This is a genomic window from Kosakonia oryziphila, from assembly GCF_900094795.1.
Lineage (GTDB): Bacteria > Pseudomonadota > Gammaproteobacteria > Enterobacterales > Enterobacteriaceae > Kosakonia > Kosakonia oryziphila.
This window is the reverse complement of record NZ_FMBC01000008.1, coordinates 88,267-106,231: the sequence shown is the minus strand read 5'-3', so window position 1 is coordinate 106,231 and position 17,965 is coordinate 88,267. Positions and strand designations below refer to the sequence as shown.

Below are 17,965 nucleotides of genomic sequence, written 5' to 3'. Positions count from 1 at the left end.
CAATGTCCGGGTCACCAATGAAATGAGTCTTATAGTTGCATCATGGTAGATAAAAGCATTTACTTCGAGCTGCAAAAGTTATCTTTAGCTCTATTTTTAGCGACAAAAAGTTCAGCAGCGAGATTATTTATCGACGATGATAACCAACCTGTTAATAATTCAGCAGTTAATGAACCTTCCCGGGCGATCGATGCAGAGGATCCGCATACCCGATTGCATGTGCGACATTTTTTCAACAACATGCAGTTGTTGAAAACACATACCCGCACGAGTGAATGTCAGCAGGTCATCGAGGCCTGGCGCTATTACTGCAACGACTGCCTGATTGATGGTCAATCGGTGCCGCTGCTTAATCTTGTCCAGGGCTGGGATTTGATCGAGACCTGCCAGTCGCAACGCGAAGGATGTATCACGTTGCGTGGTTTTGATGAGTGCGGGACATTGCATTGTGCAGACTCTGTTTTTCAGCAATATTTGCCGCCACTAACAGAATTAGCCACACAGGTTCGGGAAAAAGACGGCTGTGAGCATTGTTGCTGTCAGTTGAATATTCCTCATACGCAGAGCTACACAGCGGATAAATAAGCTGCATTATTTCTTTATTTTTCATGTGGCTACATTATGTAGCTTGATTTATTAACATTTTCCCCGGATCTGGTGATGGGCATTTAATTGTATGCCGGAGAATAAACCCTGCCGCCAGCATAGACGAGAATGTTGTGGGTACGGAGCATGCTCAGGGAAAAGCGACATAAGCGTCTGATGACCGTTACGATCGTTTTGGTATATCACGATGGCTATTCTGTGCGGTAGTTAGCACTAACAGAGGTTACTAAACAGATTAACGGAAGCGGTAATGGGAAAAGGCAGAAATAAAAAAAGGGGCAGTTGCGCTGCCCCTGATACATTTTAGAGCTCGAAGTCTTCCAGCTTTTTGCCGCCTTCAATGGCTTTTGCAATTGCTTTCGGTGTACGGCCCTGGCCGGTCCAGGTCTTTTCGCTGCCGTCTTCGTCAATATACTTATATTTAGCAGGGCGAGGCGCACGAATAGATTTAGACTTCGTGGTTTGCCCTTTCAGGGAAGATAAAAGCTCGGTTGGATCGATCCCTTCATCCAACAGTTTTTGACGGAAGGCCGCCAGCTTGGCTTCTTTCTCTTCTTGTTCTTTACGAATTGAAGATTCTTCCTCACGGCGCTCTTCAACAACAACAGACAGTTTCTCAAGCATCTCTTCCAGTGCTTCGAGTGTAACTTCACGAGCCTGAACTCTCAGGGTGCGAATGTTATTTAATGATTTTAATGCTTCTGACATAGCGTCGCTCCGTGTGCAGAGAATGTAATTTATATCGGAATTAATTTTTAGTGATCATGAGATAAAAATCAATACTGAATTATATTTTTTAGCAAATATAAATTCACTTTCGTAAACATACTCTACCTCGACATGTGGATAAAGCAGAATTTAGCCAGCGATATACAAGAAAAGGCCTATCCCTTAAGGGTTATTTAATGTTGAGCCGTAGTTAAGGCCGCCGGGCTTGTTGAGGAAATAATGCACAACTCATCGTTTTTCATCCATACAAAGGTAAGGTTGCTCGCAAAAGCCCGTCATTCCATGTTTAGCACCTGTTTCAACCGATAAAAATTGTCTCTGAAGAGACACCTTTTCTCTTTCTTGTTACTCGTTTCGTCAACTGCGATTTCAGCACTGCTGAATGTTTCGTTAAACATTACCACATATTGATGGTTCAGATTCCGACACAATTAAGTGACTAAGGAATTTCACCCGCGTCAAACATTGTTAAGAATAATCTTGATCCGTCGCCAGTACGGCGCGCTCCAGCACATAGCGGAAATCAAAGAAATCCACCTTGTGGACGACCATATATGGTTTTTTTTTCATACCATCCTTTTTTATTCTGCCGGGTAATGGCGTAAGCGGCGTTTCCAGGTCTTGCCAATATTAAACTGGAACTGTTCAGCTTTATCGTTCATGTATTTTTTTAATGGCTGGGCATAGGAAAAGAGCAGCGGCCCCAACGGTGACATCCATTGTAAGGCGATGCCTGCGGAAAAAAGGATATCATAAGGCTCGCTGGAATCTGGCAGATCGCCAGTGTTATGCCTGGAGGTATTCCACACCGTACCGACATTGACAAATAATGAGGTGCGCAAACTATCGGCATATTTATGGCCAACAAATGGTGTCGGGACGATAAATTCACTGTTCAGCAAAAGAGTCGGGATGCGCACTTTCACTTTATATTCGATATCTACCTGATCCGGTCGGCCGGAAACTGGTGTGATATGGATCTCCACGGTTTCGAAACAGCCTGTGAGTTCCAGCCGCGCTTTCCCCTGTTACACTTTCTCATCATTCAGCCATGCGCCTTCCATCCGGCCCTGGTGACCTGGAATCACGGGCTGGGCAGCGTGACGATTGCCATGATCCGCTGCGGTAATGACGCGAACATTGAATTGTTCGCTTATCAGGACGCCAACGGCAGTAAGCAGATGCCGACGATGCAGGATATCGGCGCCTCGCACATTGCGTTTTACACCGATGATATTCAGGGCGGCGTGGCCTTCCTCAAGTCGAAAGGCATTGCCATTAGCGGTGAGCCGATGACGATGACCAGCGGCGACACGGCGGGTGAAACCTGGGTGCATTTACTACGCCTTTGCTCAGGATCTGGCCGACGCCAACGCCTTTCATCTGGTGGAAGGCTGGGCTGATGAAGCCGCGTATGAGCACCACGAAAACGCCGCCACCTTCCTTCAGGCGCTGGTGACGGTGGTGAAAAATGTGCACATCCTGCATCGCGAAGGCGTGCGTTACGACGTGGCACAGCAACATACTGACGATCCGCCTGGCGTACCCTGGTATGGATTGCGCACGCTCTACCTGCGTGACCGGCAGGCTTACCGCCAACGTAATCGCGGATTTCTGGTTCGGGGCTATAGTGAATGGTTACGACGCTTTTTGTTTACATCGGTGGACGTGAATGCACACCCAGGCTGCAAGCAACCCAACGACTAACCTGTTCTCTTTGCCCATGTACGATCTGCACCGCGCAGATACCGTGGCGCTGGGCGGTGTGCTTAAAGAGCTGTTCGCCGCCCGTGGCATAATAGCAACGCATGTCTGGCCGCAGCCGGATCTGTTGACGCACTGGCAGGAAGATACACTGCTGTTAAGCCAGACCTGCGGTTATCCGCTGGTCACGCAGCTTGATAAAGTGCAAACCGTCGGCTGTTTTCACTATCAGGCACCGGGCTGCGAAGGCATCGGCTATTGCAGCTTCCTGGTGACGCGTGAAGAAGAAAGCAGGAAAACGCTGGAGGATTTTCGCGGTCAGCGTGCGGTCTGCAACGCTATCGAATCACAATCGGGCTATAACGCCCTACGGAAAATGGTTGCTGCGCTTTCCGACGGAGAACGTTTTTTTGCCGCGGTGGAGTTTAGCGGCAGTCACCGGCAATCACTGGTGGCGCTGCGGCAAGATCGGGCGGATATCGCCGCCATCGACTGTGTCACCTGGGCGCTGGTGCAGCGTCATCAACCAGACTTACTTGAAGGGCTGACAATTATCGGGCAAAGCCCGCTGACGCCCGGACTACCGCTCATCACCTCCGCCTCAACCTCCGCCACCAAACTGGCGCTGCTGCGGGAATCATTACAGCAACTGGTCAGCGATGCGCAGTACCAGCACGTTTGCGCGGCGGCTTTGATTGGCGGTTTTGCTGCTGTCACACGCGATGATTACGCTTTATTGCTGGAGTGGCGGGATGACGCGGCAAAGCATGGCGTGGTCAGCTTATAAATAGTGAAATATTTCATCATGTTGTGAAAACCAAAAGCCAACAAACGGCACGTTCCGCCAAAGACAATCGCGCACGGCAGGCAGAAAGTCATGAGTCTTAGCCGGAATAAAGGAGGGGAAATGAGCAAATTATTTACGCAAGCAAATGTGGGCAGTGTTGCGCTGGATAACCGCATTGTTATCGCTCCGATGTGTCAGTATTCCGCCGAGGCGGGGAAAGCGACCGCCTGGCACCGCATTCATTTGGGTAACCTGGCGCTTTCTGGTGCCGGGCTACTGATTATTGAAGCCACTGCCGTAGAGGCTCAAGGACGTATCTCGCCGCAGGATCTGGGCTTGTGGGATGATGAGACACAACAGGCACTGCGCGTGGTGCTGGATGATATTCGCCACTATTCACCGATAAAGGTGGGCATCCAGTTGGGCCACGCGGGACGTAAAGCCTCCGTCAGCGCGCCGTGGCTCGGCGGCAAACAGCTCAGCCCGGAAGAGGGCGGCTGGCAAACGATCTCCGCTTCGGTCATGCCGTACGATCCGGGCGAACGCCCGCCGCGTGAAATGAGCCAGCAGGATCTACAACGCGTCAAACAGCGCTTTGTCGACAGTGCGCGTCGCGCCGTGGCGCTGGGTATTGATGTGATCGAAATTCATGCCGCTCACGGTTATCTGCTGCATCAGTTCCTTTCACCGCTTTCCAACCAGCGCACCGACGAGTACGGCGGTAGCCTCGAGAACCGTCTGCGCTTCACGCTGGAAGTCTTCAGCGCGGTGCGTGAAGCAGTGCCGTCATCCGTGGCAGTTGGCATTCGTATTTCCGCCACCGACTGGGTAGACGGGGGTTGGGATCTGGAGCAGTCCGCCGTACTGACTAAGAAAATCGAAGCGGCGGGCGGCGATTATGTTCATGTCTCCAGTGGCGGGTTGTCGCCGTTGCAGAGCATTAAGGTGAGCGCCGGGTATCAGGTGCCGTTCGCCAAAGCGCTGCGTCAGCAGACCAGTATGTCGGTGATAGCCGTTGGGCTGATTACGGAACCTCAACATGCGGAAGATATTCTGCAACACGGAGAGGCTGATTTGATTGCGCTGGCGCGCGGTGCGCTTTACGATCCGCGCTGGCCATGGCATGCTGCCGCAGCGTTGCATGGCGCGGTGCATGTTGCGCCGCAGTATCGTCGTGCGGAGCCGCACGGTGTAAAAGGCACGGTAAAATAATCAATCCAGGCGAGCCTGATCGCAGCTGGCTCGCCTGCCTGAAAGCATTAAGCGGAGCTAAACACCTTTGCGTACCAGCTCCGCTGCTTTCAGAAAAACCTCATCTTCAACCCCATCACCCCGACGTCTGCCTTGCCGTTCGATCTCCTGCACAATGCTGTCGCGGTTAATTGCCTTCCTTTCTGAAACCAGCCCAATTACTGCTGCGCCAATGGCTAATCCAATGAGTCCCGTGTGCTCATCATTGAATTTCATGCTCCACTCCTCCAGATGGTTGGTGTAGGAAAAATCTAGCACAGGGATATATTTTCGTCATTTGCGCAAAGCACCGCGCGATCAGCTGGATAGCCTCTCACTGGCTGGCAGTGAGAGGCCGTTCAATCACTTCTTACCGTTAGGTTTTAACTGTTCACCCGGCTTGAGTCTGAACAACTCGTCGTCGCGGGTGGAGTAGCGTACCGTACCATCATCCAGCCGGTATGCACCTTCGGTAAACCCTGCGCCATTGAGGAACGGTGCCACTGCGTCCGGCTGATCGCGCATCGCCGCTTCCAGCGCCAGCAAGGCATAAGGGGCAATATTGTCGATATTGGCGTAGATATACTGCTGATCATCGACAAAAAAGCCGTTAAGGCGTTTGTGGGCAATAATGTTGTCCGCCACTTTATCCGCCAGCGTGAGGTAGTTTTTATCGCCAGTTGATTGCGCCAGATCGATCAGTGCAAAAATGGCGTACGGCTCACTGTTTTGCGTGTTGAGATCCAGTTTATGGTTTTTTCCGCCGGATTCGCCAATATCTCCCAGCCCCTGGCTACGGGCAATGCCGCGTGCCACTTTCCATATCTCTGCATCCGGCTCCAGTGTCCAGGCGCGGGCGTAAGAGAGCAGGAATTCATTGCCTGCCGGGTAGGGCTTCAACACGGTGCCTTTTTTACCGTAGTAGCCGTCACGTTTTAGGGTATAACCCGACAAATCGCTGCCGTTTGCCAGCATCGGACGGAAGGTGTTGCTGTTCGCATCATAGGCATATTTGGCGAAAGCTTTCAGGCCATCCAGCGTCCACTTTTTGATCTCCTCCCCGTCGCGACCGAGGGATTTCGCCAGCGACAGTTGCATCAGCGCATTTTCCGAATAGAGCGTGCTGGTGCGGCCTTTCAGCATCATATTGCCTTCCAGCGCATCCGCACCAAACTCCGGGCCAAACTGGCGCTGCGCGCGGTCGCCATATTTTGAGTTGGTATCGCTGTCGTCGTTGGTTTCGGCACGTTTTAACGCCTGGGTAAACTGATAAACTCCCAATCCGGTCTTTTTATCGCGCGGCAGGACATACTGTTCCGCCAGCCGTTTTGCCCAGATAAGCGCGCCTTTGTCACCATCGTGTTGATAGAGCAGCGAGGCGGAGTAGATCAGATCGTTCCCGGCATTGAGGAAGCTCAGGCCTTTGGTAGCAAAGAACGGCGGCTGTTGTTCAAACTCGCTGTTCCACAGTTTGCCCATTGCTTTGCCATATTCGCCGTGGCGGCTGGTTTCCAGTATCTTCCAGTCGTAAACATGCGCATTCCAGAACGCGCGGATAAAGCGTTCGGTCGCTGGTTTATCAACGGCAAACATCAAATCATAGTAGGGGTAGGCGTTCTTCAGTTCGTGGACTTGCTCTTTCTCGCTTGGCCCTTCCGGTTGCAGTGTATTGAGATCGATAAAGCGATGTCCGCCCCACAATAGCAGCCCGCTCTTGTCCTGGTAATGGCGGAAATAGTAGCGAACGTTATCTTCGGCCAGCTTTTTGTATTTTGCCTCACCACTCAGGTTACTTAACCCAACCAGCACGCGCATCAGGTTCTGTTGCGCGGAAAAATTCGACAGCACCGCAATTTTCCCATCCGGGAAAATCCATTCCATCTGCTTGCCGGTGCGGGGATCAACGCCATCGGCCAGTAACGGCACGTTAGGCTGCTTTTGCGCGCTCGCTTTCGTCATCACCGTGTCGGCAAAGGTTTTGACGCTGCTCAGGCGTGCGCTTTCCTGTGCAATAGCCGCGCAGGAGAAAGTACTCAATATTGTTAATGCCAGAGTCATTTTTGACAGTTTCATTATTCGCCTCTTTAAAAATAAGGATTCCTGCCGAAACCCTTATTTATATCCGTATTATCAGAAATTATATTTCACACCGACGCGATAACGAGTTTGACGTTCGTTGGTATATTTACTGCCGGATACATTACCAATCGCAACATACGGCGACCAGTTTTTATCAAATTTGTAGGTTAATTTCACATCATGCGTCCATTCGTAATTTTCATTATCAGCAATCAGTACGCCAGCAGACGTTGCGTGTTTATAATCCAGTTCGTAATCGAGCTGATAATCATTAAACAGTTTCCACGAAATGACCGCCGTTAGGTTGTAGCCGTTTTCACTGGTGTCTTTTTTGGTGCCGATGTTGTTGGAGTTGCGCTTGAAGTAAGGGCGGTAACGCAGTGTAGCTCCGACATCGCTGGAGAAGTTGACCTTGCCGCGCAAATACGGGCGATAGTTGTTCGAGGTTGAACTACTGTCCAGTGAAAAACCCGGTTCAATCTGGAAGGTTGGATTAATTTTATAAACATAACTGGCGATCACTTCCGTACCATTACTGACGGTTTCGTGATATGCCTTGTCTTTATTTTGTGAGCCTTTCCATTTCCCTTCCAGCGATAAACCAAAACCATTTGCAAAGCGGTGCGACATTAATAAACGATCTTTGTGGTTATTACCTCCACTATCATTTGTTTCATGACGATAATCAAAAGTCACTGCATGAGCCGCAATACTGAACAACGGTATGGTAGTTAATAACAACGTGCGCAACATAATATCCCCTATTATTTTAATCCAAAGGTACAGAAGATTCTCCGCAAAAAAATTGCAGATAAGTTTAATTCAGAGGGAATGTGACATAACCCTTCTGATAAAAATTGGTGTAATCAGCAAGCATAATAAATGTGGTGTGTGGTGCCGGGTGCCTCCCGGTGAACTGGAAGCCGATCTTTCCAGTTCGTCCATAAAAATGAAACATAATTGAGGATAACCTCATATCAGCATGACCCCGCCGCTTAGGGGGATTCACCACACAGAATACGTTATCAACCAAATTTTTAGGGTTAGTGAGATGCCTTAATTTTGTTGCTTTCACATCCCATCTATAAATGTGAAACGCACTTTTACACAAATTGAAATTATGTTTTGAGACTGAGATCGAACATTTAAATAGAGATGAAAAATTATTCAAGTGATGGTGTTAAAGATAATCCTATTTGCAATAATTTTATTATAAACAATGACATAAGTTTTACAGGTAAGACAAAAAAGAAAGGGGAATAGTGTTGGTTGACGGTCGTAAATAAATAAGTGAATAAATTTATTCCTGGAATAAATTGTGAACGTTGGACGAAAAATGCAATACATTGCGCATAGCAGGGAGAGAACGAAATGCAGAACCAGACTGGAGTCATCAACAAACTAAACAAAAGCTAAACAAGACAGTAAACCAGGCTTGATCTGCCTTAATACATCCCTAACACTCAGAAAAAAATGCCTCCGCTAACGGAGCGGAAAATATAAAAATGATCCTCTGGAGCCGCTATGACAATCTATGGAAAGGATTGCCTTTTCATCTACGGTATTGAGAAAATATTCAGGCAACTGTGCAAGGAAAAAGGCAGCCGTTTTCGCAGCGATGGCACCGTAATATATGTGACCGCAGGAATGGGTCTCGTGGAAATGTATTCACTGTTTTTCTCCAGACCGCCGCCGCATTACTCTATTTTCATCTCATCTGAACGCCATTTCGATTCACTGACGCTACTTTTCCCTGGGCTGGTGAAACTCTGCCTCGCAGAAAATGTCCACGTGCACGAGCTGCGCCAGGCGCTGGAAGTGATGATCCTGCTTTGTCAGCAAAACCAGCAGCCTGCCTATATTCACGGCGCTTTTAAGTTCACCAGCGCCGAGCAGCAAATTATGCGTTTGCTGCTGCGCGGGCATTCGGTGGAGGATATCGCGCGGATACGCGGCGTCAGCCCGACCACTGTCAGCGTGCAGCGCAACAGCCTGATGAAGCGTACCGGCACCAAAAGCTTGCAAGCGCTCTGTTCGCTCTATTCAGCAATGCGCAGCGGGGGGGAGCCCGCAATGTGCCGTTAATGTGCAGCGTTGCTGGTCCGCAGGCCGACAGAAAAAAAGCGCCTGGCCGGCGCTTAAAAACAACAAACACAATCCACCTGGTGTGGGAGGAGTATCAACAGGTTTTCGCCAAAAAATCACTAACGGTCTGCATGCACAACGACCGCTCTTCAACATGGGGCATATGGCTGGAGGATTCGAAAATCACCCATTGCGCCCCGGTAATATGGTCCATAAACGGCTGCACCACTTCTGGCGTGGCTTCGTCATAGCGCCCGGAAATCAGTAATGTCGGTACACGCACCTGCGGCAAACGGTCGATAATCGTCCATTCTTTCATGCTGCCGATAACGTGGAATTCCGTCGGGCCGTTCATCGCGTGATATACAGTCGGATCGGCATCCATTGCATCAAAGGTACGCTGCACTTCTGGCGGCCAGGGGGAGAGACGGCATACATGGCGCTGGTAAAATACTTGGCTGGCCGCTTTGTATTCAGCGCTGTCCAGCGTGCCCGCCGCTTCGTGTGCCAGCAGCGTCTGCTGCACCTCCGGCGGAAGCTGAGCGCGCAGTTTCGCCGCGCCTTCCAGCCACAGCGCCATTGATGCCGGTGAGTTGGCGATAATTATTGCTTTCAACCCTTGCGGTTGGGTGACCGCGTGTTCTGCCGCCAGCATTCCGCCCCAGGATTGCCCAAGCAGCGCGTAGTTGTCGGCAATCTCGAGTGCCTGAAGCAGATGATTCAATTCGTCGAGAAACAGTGAAGGTTGCCAGAAATCAGGGCTTTTCTCCGGCAGATGGGTGGAACGTCCGTTACCCAGTTGATCATAGTGGATCACTGCGCGCCCGGTTTCGGCGATATCTTTGAATGCATCAACATAATCGTGAGTGCAGCCGGGGCCGCCGTGCGCGACCACCAACGGCGTCTGACCGCTGTGCAGATCGCCGCAGATGCGAAACCAGGTCTGATATCCCCGGAAGGGGACATAGCCTTCTCGAATGGTGTACATGAGTGACGTTTACCCTGTTAAGTGAACTGGCTTTCAGGTTAGAACGTCACTGCTTGCGCTGAACACTAGCAAAAATGCTAGTTCTTAACTGTCAAGCAAACGGTAATGCAGCGCCCGGACAACAGCCTGCACGCGGTTGGTCGCGCCGAGCTTTTTCGCCGCCGTGTTGAGATGCAGCGTGACAGTGGCGACCGAGCGGTGTAGCTTGCGGGCAATCTCTTTCGCCGTCAGCCCTTCAGCGGACCACGCCAGACATTCGCGCTCGCGGTTGCTCAGTTTGACATGTCGGCAGGTAAGCATTGAGGCATCAAACAACGGAAACGCCGACTCCTGAAAACGGTGCGCCAGAAAGGTCAGTTGTGCCAGCGTTTCGCTTATATCCCGCTCTTCCCGCTGGTCGGTCACAATTCCGGTCAGCGTGACAAAACCGCCATTCGGCAGATGCAGCGGCACGGTGGCGCCGCAGGGCATATTGTTATCGCGCATATAGTGCGTCACTTCTTGCGCATTTTCACCCAGTCGCCCCTGCAATGCACTGCGATCCGGGCGTTGATAAGACCAGACGAACGGCGAGCAACTCTCCAGCGCAAAATGCTGAACCGGATCAACCTGATAGTAGCCTCGCTCGCACCACAGCCGGCGCATATCATCCGGCACATTGCGCATCTCCAGCAACGATGGCGTAATCAGCGAGCCTTCCAGCGAACGCGGTACTGGCGTGTAGTCGTAAATCACCGCATCAAAACCCAACGCCTGCGTCCGGGCAAACAGCCCAGCAAAAGCCTCTTCGAGCCTGGTAGCGTTGGTTGCACCAGGGCTTTCGATATTAATGCGCATAATGAACTCCCTCAGAGTAAACGGTGCCATGCCACGGGCACGGTTTGTGCAATTTCCCCGTGGCTTCGCCAAAGCATGCAATTCCGGTGCCGTCCTGCGGGAAGGGTAAAACTAGTATTTTTGCTAACTACCCAGCCCTGAATGATGTCGTTAGCGTAAAGAAAACGCCCGCTAAGGCTGACCGGGCGCAAATTTATGACGCAGGGTTGCACTACGGCGGAGCGATTTTTTAACTCTTCACCACCGTATGCACCATGGGAGTTCGCTGATGCATCGTTACCGTTTTCTGTTATTTCGACCCTTACAACTGCTGCCTGTACTGCTTGGGATCAGCATTATCACCTTCGCGATGGTACGGGCGATCCCCGGCGATCCGGCGCGTATTCTGCTCGGTGTACGCAGTACGCCAGAGGCGCTGGCGCGTATCCGTGCGCAGTTTGGTCTCGATGAACCGTTATGGGTGCAGTACGGCTATTTCCTGCGCAATTTATTGCAGGGGGAACTGGGCAAATCGATTGTCTACCGCGTCGATACCCTGAAGCTGATTAACTCACGGCTCGAACCAACATTGTGGCTGGTACTGGGCAGCGTGCTGCTGGCGGTGATCCTGACGGTTCCGCTGGCTTCGCTGGCGGCGCGACAGCGCGGGCGGGCGGCGGATCAACTGATCCGTCTGTTCACCACCGCCGGGTTAGGGTTTCCGGCATTCTGGCTCGGCATCATGATGATCATCATTTTTAGTGTGGTGCTCGGTTGGTTCCCGGTCTCCGGTTACGGCAGCGATTTTGCCGACCAACTGCACCATATGGTGCTGCCGTGCCTGACGGTAGCGCTGGCACTGGCGGCGGTATTGATCCGCAACCTGCGCGCCAGCCTGCTGATGGAGATGAGCAGCGATTATGTGGTGGCAGCCAGGGCTCGGGGCCAGCGCGAAAACCGTATCTTCTGGCGTCATGTGTTGCCCAACTCACTGGTGCCGACGCTAAACCTGCTGGCGGTGAATATTGGCTGGCTGATTGGCAGCACGGTAGTGATTGAGAGCGTGTTCGCTATTCCGGGGCTGGGCCAGTTACTGGTGAAAGCGATTTTTAGCCGCGACTACATGGTGGTGCAGGGCGTGGTGATGGTGTTTGCGCTGGCGACCGTGGCCGTCAATCTGCTGGCCGATGTATTGACCGTAGCGCTGGATCCGAGGGTGAAATTATGAGTGCTCTCAGCGTGATTTCCGGGTTACGCCGCCGGGCGATCCCACGCCAGCACGCGTTGCGCGCCGGGGTAGTGATTGTCGGTCTGTGGTTGTTTATCGCCCTGTTTGCTCCGTGGCTGGCGCCGTTTGATCCCATTACGCAGGATGCAACGTCGAGCCTGCTTTCCCCCGGCGGCGCGCACCTGTTCGGTACCGATAACTTTGGCCGCGATATCTTCTCACGCGTGCTGTGGGGCGCACGGGTGGATCTGCAAATCTGCCTGCTGGGGGTTATCTTCCCGTTTTTTCTGGGCACTACGCTCGGTGCGCTGTCCGGTTATCTCGGCGGCGTGGTGGATGCGGCCATTATGCGGCTGATCGACATCGTACTGGCGTTTCCTTTTCTGGTACTGATGCTGGCGATTATCGCCATCCTTGGGCCGGGTCTGGGCAGTTTCTACATTGCAATGGCGATGGTCGGCTGGGTCTCTTACGCCCGGCTGGTACGGGCGCAGGTGCTGACGCTAAAACAGCGGGATTTCATTGTTGCGGCGCGCAGCCTTGGCTATGGCCATGGGCGCATTCTGTTCCGCCATCTGTTGCCGAACGCCATCACCGGCGCGTTGGTGTTCTCTATGTCTGACTGCGTGCTGGTACTGCTAAACGGCGCGGCGGTCAGCTACCTCGGGCTGGGCGTGCAGCCACCCACGGCGGAGTGGGGCGTGATGGTGGCTGAAGGACAGAGCTTTATCACCACCGCGTGGTGGATAACCACCTTTCCGGGGCTGGCGATTGTGCTGCTGGCGATGGGCTTCAGCCTGCTGGCCGATGGCCTCGGCGATAAACTGGGAGCGCGCATATGACACTGCTGACTGTCTCAGAGCTGACCATTACCCGCGAGCCGGATATCGCGCTGGTGGATAAAGTCTCATTTACGTTGAATGCCGGAGAGATGCTCGGCCTGGTTGGCGAGAGCGGTTCCGGGAAAACCGTGACCTGTCGGGCATTGATGCGTCTGTTGCCCGGCCAGGGGCTGGCTATTACTGGCGGCGAAGTGCGGTTGGGCGGTCGCGACTTATTGTCGTTAAGCGAAGCGCAAATGTCGGCGGTGCGCGGGCGCGAAATGGGGATGATTTTTCAGAACCCGGCCAGCCACCTCAACCCGGTGATGACCATTGGAGAGCAAATTGCCGAAAGCCGCCGTCGTCATTTCGGTGCCAGCCGCGCACAGGCACGGGAAGATGCCAAAGAACTGCTGCGCCAGGTCGGTATTCCCGATCCGCAAAACCGCATTCATAACTATCCGCATGAATTTTCCGGCGGCATGCGTCAGCGCGCGATGATCGCTGTGGCGCTGGCTCCGGAGCCGTCGCTGCTGATTGCCGACGAGCCCACCACTGCGCTGGATGTCACCGTGCAGATGCAGATCCTGCGTCTGCTCAGCGATTTGCGGCAGCAACTGGGGCTGGCGGTGATCATGATCACCCATGATCTCGGCGTGGTGGCGCAAACCTGCGATCGCATCGCGGTCATGTACGGCGGGCGGCTGTGCGAAGTGGGTGGTAAGCGCGATGTGCTGGCGCAACCACTGCATCCCTACACCCGTGGATTAATTGATTGCCAGCCAGCCAGCGAAGGCGGGCAGGGGCGTCTGGTGACCATCAGCGGCCAGCCGCCAGTGGCGGATAACTTCCCGGCCGGTTGCCGCTTTCATCCCCGCTGCCAGTATGCCAGCGCCGCTTGTCAGCAACAGCCTGTACTGCGGCAAGGGCGCGACACGCTGGCGCATGCGGCGGCTTGCCATCACGCATTACAACCACTCAGCCAGCGGGAGGGAGCATGACGACATCAGCAAACTGGCCCTTGTTAGAGGCGGATAACGTCAGCGTGACCTTTCTGGTTTCCGGTGGCCTGCCGGGTGCCGGGCGGATGGTGCACGCAGTTAACGACGTCACACTGAAAATTCACGCCGGGGAAACCCTCGGTCTGGTGGGCGAATCCGGCAGCGGCAAAAGCACGCTGGGGCGTGCGTTATTGCAGCTTGAGCGGATGACGGCGGGCGAGGTTCGCTTCGATGGACACCGTATTACTCATGGGCTGAAGAGCGACGTGGCGCGGTTGCGCCTGCAAACGGCGATGATTTTCCAGGATCCTTTCGCCTCGCTTAATCCTCGCCAGACCATAGGTGACAGCATTGCGGAAGTGCTGCGCGTGCATCAGAAAGTGCCACGCAGCGGCGTGAATGCGCGAGTGGCTGAACTGCTGACATTAGTCGGGTTGCGCCCGGAGCAGGCAAAGTCCCGACCCGGTCAGCTTAGCGGCGGGCAGTGCCAGCGTGCCGGGATTGCCCGCGTGCTGGCGATCGAACCACGGTTGATTGTGGCCGATGAGTGCGTGGCGGCGCTGGATGTCTCTATTCAGGGGCAGATCGTTAACCTGCTGATGGAACTGCGCGAAAAGATGGGGCTGGCGATTTTGTTTATCGCGCATGATCTGGCGATTGTGCGCCGCCTGTGCGATCGCGTGGCGGTGATGTACCTCGGACGCATTGTCGAAGAAGGCCCGTCCGAAGAGGTGTTCACCCAGCCGCGTCACCCCTATACCGCAGCGCTGGTGGCGGCGATCCCGGAAATCGATCCTGATAAACCGCTGCCTGCGGATCCGCTCGGCGGCGAACCGCCCAGCCCGTTATCCATTCCACAGGGTTGCGCTTTTCATCCGCGCTGCCCCTATGCGCAGGTGCAGTGTCGCACCGGCGCGTTACCTCCAACCCGGCAGATTGCCGATCACGCATATTCCTGTGTGTTGACCCACACAGGCGATGAGACTGTTTTTCCTTTGAGCAGGAGATCTTTTGATGAAGCACAGGCATGTTAAGTTGTTGGCGGCCAGCGTTTTTCTGGCGCTCAGTGTGGTCAGCGAAATGGCGCAGGCGGCAGGTGTATTAACCATTGGCCGTCGCGAAGACAGCACCACGTTCGACCCGATCAAATCGGCGCAAAACGCCGACAACTGGGTGTTTTCCAACGTCTTTGATCCGCTAGTGCGGGTGGATAAAACCGGCACCAAACTGGAGCCGGGCGTGGCAGAAAGCTGGAGCATTTCGCCGGACGGCAAGGTTTATACCTTTAAAATTCGCGACACCAAATTCTCCGATGGCACGCCGGTGAGCGCCAGCGATGCTGCATTCAGCCTGCTGCGTATTCGTGACGATGCCGGATCATTATGGCGCGATTCGTACCGCATTATCGACAAAGCTGAAGCGCCGGATGCGCGCACGCTGGTCGTCACGTTGAAATCGCCGTCAGCGCCGTTTCTGTCACAACTGGCATTGCCGAATGCGTCGGTGATCTCGCAAAAAGCGCTGGAGGCAGAAGGGGCAGAGACGTTTGCCGAAAAACCGGTCGGTTCCGGCGCGTTTAGCGTGAAAGAGTGGGTACGTGGCGAGAAAATCGTGCTGGTGAAGAACCCGAACTTCTGGCAGGCGAAGAACGTCAGCCTCGACGAAGTAGACTGGCTGACCATTCCCGATGACAACACCCGCATGCTGAAAGTGCAGGCTGGCGAGCTGGATGCTGCGCTGACGGTGCCGTTCTCGCGTATTGCATCACTGCAAAAAGACAACAATCTGAAGGTGGAACTGGATCCGTCAACCCGTGAAGATCACCTGCTGATCAACCACTCGCACGGCGCGCTCGGCAAAGTGGAAGTACGCCAGGCGCTGGACTTCGCCATCGATAAAGATGCGATCGTGAAAACCGTGACCTTTGGCTACGGCCAGGTGGCTAACTCTTATATCCCGGCTGGTGCGCTGTATCACTACAGCGATAACCTGCGCCGCGCCTACGATCCGGAAAAAGCCAAACAGATGCTGAAAGACGCTGGCGCCTCCGATTTAACGCTGAATTATGTGGTTAACGCCGGAGATGAAGTGGATGAGCAGATCGCCATTCTGCTGCAACAGCAACTGGCGAAAGCGGGTGTGAAGGTGAATTTGCAAAAAGTCGATCCCAGCCAGAGCTGGGATATGCTGGTGGCGGGCGAATACGATATTTCAGTGATGTACTGGACCAACGATATTCTCGACCCGGATCAGAAAACCACCTTCGTGCTGGGCCACGATACCAACATGAACTACATGACGCGTTATAAGAATGACAAGGTGAAAGCGCTGGTCGCTGCGGCTCGCGTGGAAATGGATGCGAAAAAACGCGAACAGATGTATATCGATCTGCAAAAAATGGCCAAAGCCGATGTGAACTGGATCGATCTCTACTACAGCCCGTATCGCAATGTGAGCCGGAAAAATATTGAAGGTTTCTACCAGAACCCGCTCGGTCGTTTCTTTCTCGAAGATACGGTGAAGAAATAACCTGGTGTCTGATGGCGCTACGTTTACCGGGCCTGGGGGAGTGAATCCAACCAGCCCGGTGAACGGCGCTAATCGAAAGCCGCGAGGAGACGCCGCACCAGCGGCTTTGTTTCGTTTTTTCTCCATACCAGGTGTAGTGCGATCGCCAGCGGTAGCCATGGCAGAGCAACTAATGCCACTTTCTCTGACGCAATGCGCGCCAGGCTTTGCTGAATAAAGGTGAATCCCAGCCCCGCTTCGACACAAGAGAGCGCGGCCAGCGGGCCAGAAACTTCCAGGCTGATGCGCGGGGTGAAACCTTTTTCCTGACAAGCGTGAAGTAATTGCGCGCGCGCTGCCGGGTTCAGGTTTTCCTGCTCGGCTATCCAGGGATAGTACTCAAGCTGCGCGGGCGTGGGCGAGGGGAGAGCTATCTCTTTCGGCATTGCCAGCAGCACCGGCTCGGTAAGGACGATTTTCTGGCAAAACTGTGCGTCGCTTGACGGCGGCGGCGTGTAGAGGAATGCCACATCAATTAACCGCGCCTGTAGTTGCTCAAGCTGCTGTTTTGAACGCATCGAATGCAGCTTGATATCGATATCTGGCGGTAGCGCTAATTTTGCCAGCGCATCGGGCAGCAGGCGTGAGTGAATGGCCGCTTCGACATAGCCGATATCAATGCGTCCGACGTTGGCCTGACCCAGATGTCTGGCGTGATCTTTCAGCCGATCGTAGTGCTGGAGAAAAGACCCCACTTCATCGAGAAATTTTTCCCCTTCGCTGGTCAGATGGAGGCGTTTTTTGTCGCGATGAAACAGCATGACGCCTAATTCATCTTCCAGCATCTGAATTTGTCGGCTCAGCGGGGATGATGAGATATTTAGCCTTTCAGCCGCCTGGCCGATATGTTCAAGCCGGGCAACAACGGTAAACGATCGCAGCAGTTTGATGTCCACAACAAATCCGGTCTCAACTGGGTTAAAAATGGCAATAGCCTGAACGGATATTTAACCGCAATATAACCCTTATGAATACTGCACCGTAACGTGTTGATAATTCACTATTCATAGAGAGGAGTTTGCGCATGTTTATCGTAACGCTGAAATATAAAAAACCGTTAAGCGAGGTTGATCGCTTCGTTGAGGCGCATCGCATGTATCTCGACGCGTGCTTTAAAGAGGACTATTTTCTGGCTGCCGGGCCAACAAACCCGCGCAGCGGTGGCGTGATTTTAACCCGCGCGCTGGCCCGCACGGCACTGGATGCACTACTGCAAGAAGATCCTTTTTACCGTGAGGGTGTGGCCGATTATGAGATTGTTGAATTCGAGCCAATGAAATGCAGCGCCGGAATGGCCGCCGCACTGGGAAAATAGCGCAGACC

The 17,965-nt window shown here is 53.3% G+C and carries 17 protein-coding genes and 4 pseudogenes; 13 read left to right on the top strand and 8 right to left on the bottom strand.

All coding sequences use genetic code 11. The features are described 5' to 3' along the window. Positions 1-42 precede the first annotated feature (42 nt). Positions 43-585 (top strand): FlhC family transcriptional regulator, encoded by a 543-nt coding sequence (locus GA0061070_RS05860; protein WP_090134459.1) that lies wholly within the window; start codon positions 43-45, stop codon positions 583-585. Between the two features lie 324 nt (positions 586-909). Here the strand turns inward: GA0061070_RS05860 and GA0061070_RS05855 are convergent, their stop codons facing one another. Both GA0061070_RS05855 and GA0061070_RS05850 read right to left on the bottom strand, forming a co-directional pair. Further along, positions 910-1,314 carry an H-NS family histone-like protein gene (locus tag GA0061070_RS05855; RefSeq protein WP_090118560.1) on the bottom strand — a complete coding sequence of 135 codons (405 nt, stop codon included), beginning with the start codon at positions 1,312-1,314 and terminating at the stop codon, positions 910-912. 602 nt (positions 1,315-1,916) lie between these two features. After that, positions 1,917-2,237: pseudogene (locus GA0061070_RS05850) on the bottom strand (BamA/TamA family outer membrane protein); the annotation flags it as partial. On the opposite strand from GA0061070_RS05850, the pseudogene GA0061070_RS25865 reads away from it, so the two are divergent. The 5 genes and pseudogenes from GA0061070_RS25865 to GA0061070_RS05830 all read left to right on the top strand — a co-directional run. Continuing rightward, positions 2,193-2,594: pseudogene (locus GA0061070_RS25865) on the top strand (VOC family protein); the annotation flags it as partial. The pseudogenes GA0061070_RS05850 and GA0061070_RS25865 sit on opposite strands and share 45 nt — an antisense overlap. 61 nt (positions 2,595-2,655) lie before the next feature. Continuing rightward, positions 2,656-2,727 (top strand): annotated as a pseudogene (locus tag GA0061070_RS25465) (putative quinol monooxygenase); the annotation flags it as partial. Between the two features lie 138 nt (positions 2,728-2,865). Next, a pseudogene (locus GA0061070_RS25460) lies at positions 2,866-3,042 on the top strand (fatty acid desaturase); the annotation flags it as partial. After that, entirely contained in the window at positions 3,008-3,826 is an 819-nt protein-coding gene (locus GA0061070_RS05835) for a phosphate/phosphite/phosphonate ABC transporter substrate-binding protein (protein ID WP_167353536.1), read from the top strand. The pseudogene GA0061070_RS25460 and the gene GA0061070_RS05835, both read left to right, overlap by 35 nt. A gap of 120 nt (positions 3,827-3,946) precedes the next feature. After that, positions 3,947-5,038 (top strand): NADH:flavin oxidoreductase/NADH oxidase, encoded by a 1,092-nt coding sequence (locus GA0061070_RS05830; protein ID WP_090134453.1) that lies wholly within the window; start codon positions 3,947-3,949, stop codon positions 5,036-5,038. 57 nt (positions 5,039-5,095) lie between these two features. Here the strand turns inward: GA0061070_RS05830 and GA0061070_RS05825 are convergent, their stop codons facing one another. From GA0061070_RS05825 to GA0061070_RS05815, 3 genes are all read right to left on the bottom strand, one after another. Next, positions 5,096-5,293, bottom strand: a complete 198-nt coding sequence (locus GA0061070_RS05825) for a hypothetical protein (RefSeq protein WP_090134452.1) — start codon at positions 5,291-5,293, stop codon at positions 5,096-5,098. A 126-nt stretch (positions 5,294-5,419) separates the two neighbouring features. After that, positions 5,420-7,129 (bottom strand): pectate lyase, encoded by a 1,710-nt coding sequence (locus GA0061070_RS05820; protein ID WP_090134450.1) that lies wholly within the window; start codon positions 7,127-7,129, stop codon positions 5,420-5,422. Positions 7,130-7,186: 57 nt separating this feature from the next. Continuing rightward, positions 7,187-7,888 carry an oligogalacturonate-specific porin KdgM family protein gene (locus GA0061070_RS05815; protein ID WP_090134448.1) on the bottom strand — a complete coding sequence of 234 codons (702 nt, stop codon included), beginning with the start codon at positions 7,886-7,888 and terminating at the stop codon, positions 7,187-7,189. A gap of 771 nt (positions 7,889-8,659) precedes the next feature. Here GA0061070_RS05815 and GA0061070_RS05810 point away from each other — a divergent pair. Continuing rightward, positions 8,660-9,220 (top strand): helix-turn-helix transcriptional regulator, encoded by a 561-nt coding sequence (locus GA0061070_RS05810; RefSeq protein WP_090134446.1) that lies wholly within the window; start codon positions 8,660-8,662, stop codon positions 9,218-9,220. A gap of 94 nt (positions 9,221-9,314) precedes the next feature. Here the strand turns inward: GA0061070_RS05810 and GA0061070_RS05805 are convergent, their stop codons facing one another. Both GA0061070_RS05805 and GA0061070_RS05800 read right to left on the bottom strand, forming a co-directional pair. Further along, positions 9,315-10,208, bottom strand: coding sequence for a proline iminopeptidase-family hydrolase (locus GA0061070_RS05805; protein WP_090134444.1), 894 nt, complete (start codon positions 10,206-10,208; stop codon positions 9,315-9,317). An 84-nt stretch (positions 10,209-10,292) separates the two neighbouring features. Continuing rightward, entirely contained in the window at positions 10,293-11,045 is a 753-nt protein-coding gene (locus tag GA0061070_RS05800; RefSeq protein ID WP_090134443.1) for a helix-turn-helix transcriptional regulator, read from the bottom strand. A gap of 268 nt (positions 11,046-11,313) precedes the next feature. Here GA0061070_RS05800 and GA0061070_RS05795 point away from each other — a divergent pair, with 268 nt between their 5' ends. The 5 genes from GA0061070_RS05795 to GA0061070_RS05775 are packed head-to-tail and all read left to right on the top strand — an operon-like array spanning position 11,314 to position 16,603. Further along, the gene (locus GA0061070_RS05795; protein ID WP_090118591.1) at positions 11,314-12,252 is read left to right on the top strand and encodes an ABC transporter permease; all 939 of its coding nucleotides are present in this window, start codon (positions 11,314-11,316) and stop codon (positions 12,250-12,252) included. Further along, positions 12,249-13,094, top strand: coding sequence for an ABC transporter permease (locus GA0061070_RS05790; protein WP_090134441.1), 846 nt, complete (start codon positions 12,249-12,251; stop codon positions 13,092-13,094). Before GA0061070_RS05795 ends, GA0061070_RS05790 begins: the two co-directional genes overlap by 4 nt. Beyond that, positions 13,091-14,074, top strand: coding sequence for an ABC transporter ATP-binding protein (locus GA0061070_RS05785; RefSeq protein ID WP_090134439.1), 984 nt, complete (start codon positions 13,091-13,093; stop codon positions 14,072-14,074). Before GA0061070_RS05790 ends, GA0061070_RS05785 begins: the two co-directional genes overlap by 4 nt. Further along, positions 14,071-15,108 (top strand): ABC transporter ATP-binding protein, encoded by a 1,038-nt coding sequence (locus tag GA0061070_RS05780; RefSeq protein WP_090134437.1) that lies wholly within the window; start codon positions 14,071-14,073, stop codon positions 15,106-15,108. Before GA0061070_RS05785 ends, GA0061070_RS05780 begins: the two co-directional genes overlap by 4 nt. Continuing rightward, positions 15,089-16,603 (top strand): ABC transporter substrate-binding protein, encoded by a 1,515-nt coding sequence (locus GA0061070_RS05775; RefSeq protein ID WP_090134435.1) that lies wholly within the window; start codon positions 15,089-15,091, stop codon positions 16,601-16,603. Before GA0061070_RS05780 ends, GA0061070_RS05775 begins: the two co-directional genes overlap by 20 nt. 68 nt (positions 16,604-16,671) lie before the next feature. Here the strand turns inward: GA0061070_RS05775 and GA0061070_RS05770 are convergent, their stop codons facing one another. Continuing rightward, positions 16,672-17,538, bottom strand: a complete 867-nt coding sequence (locus GA0061070_RS05770) for a LysR family transcriptional regulator (protein WP_090134433.1) — start codon at positions 17,536-17,538, stop codon at positions 16,672-16,674. A 128-nt stretch (positions 17,539-17,666) separates the two neighbouring features. Between GA0061070_RS05770 and GA0061070_RS05765 the strand changes: the two genes are divergently transcribed. Further along, positions 17,667-17,957, top strand: a complete 291-nt coding sequence (locus GA0061070_RS05765; RefSeq protein ID WP_090134432.1) for a YciI family protein — start codon at positions 17,667-17,669, stop codon at positions 17,955-17,957. Positions 17,958-17,965: the final 8 nt, after the last annotated feature.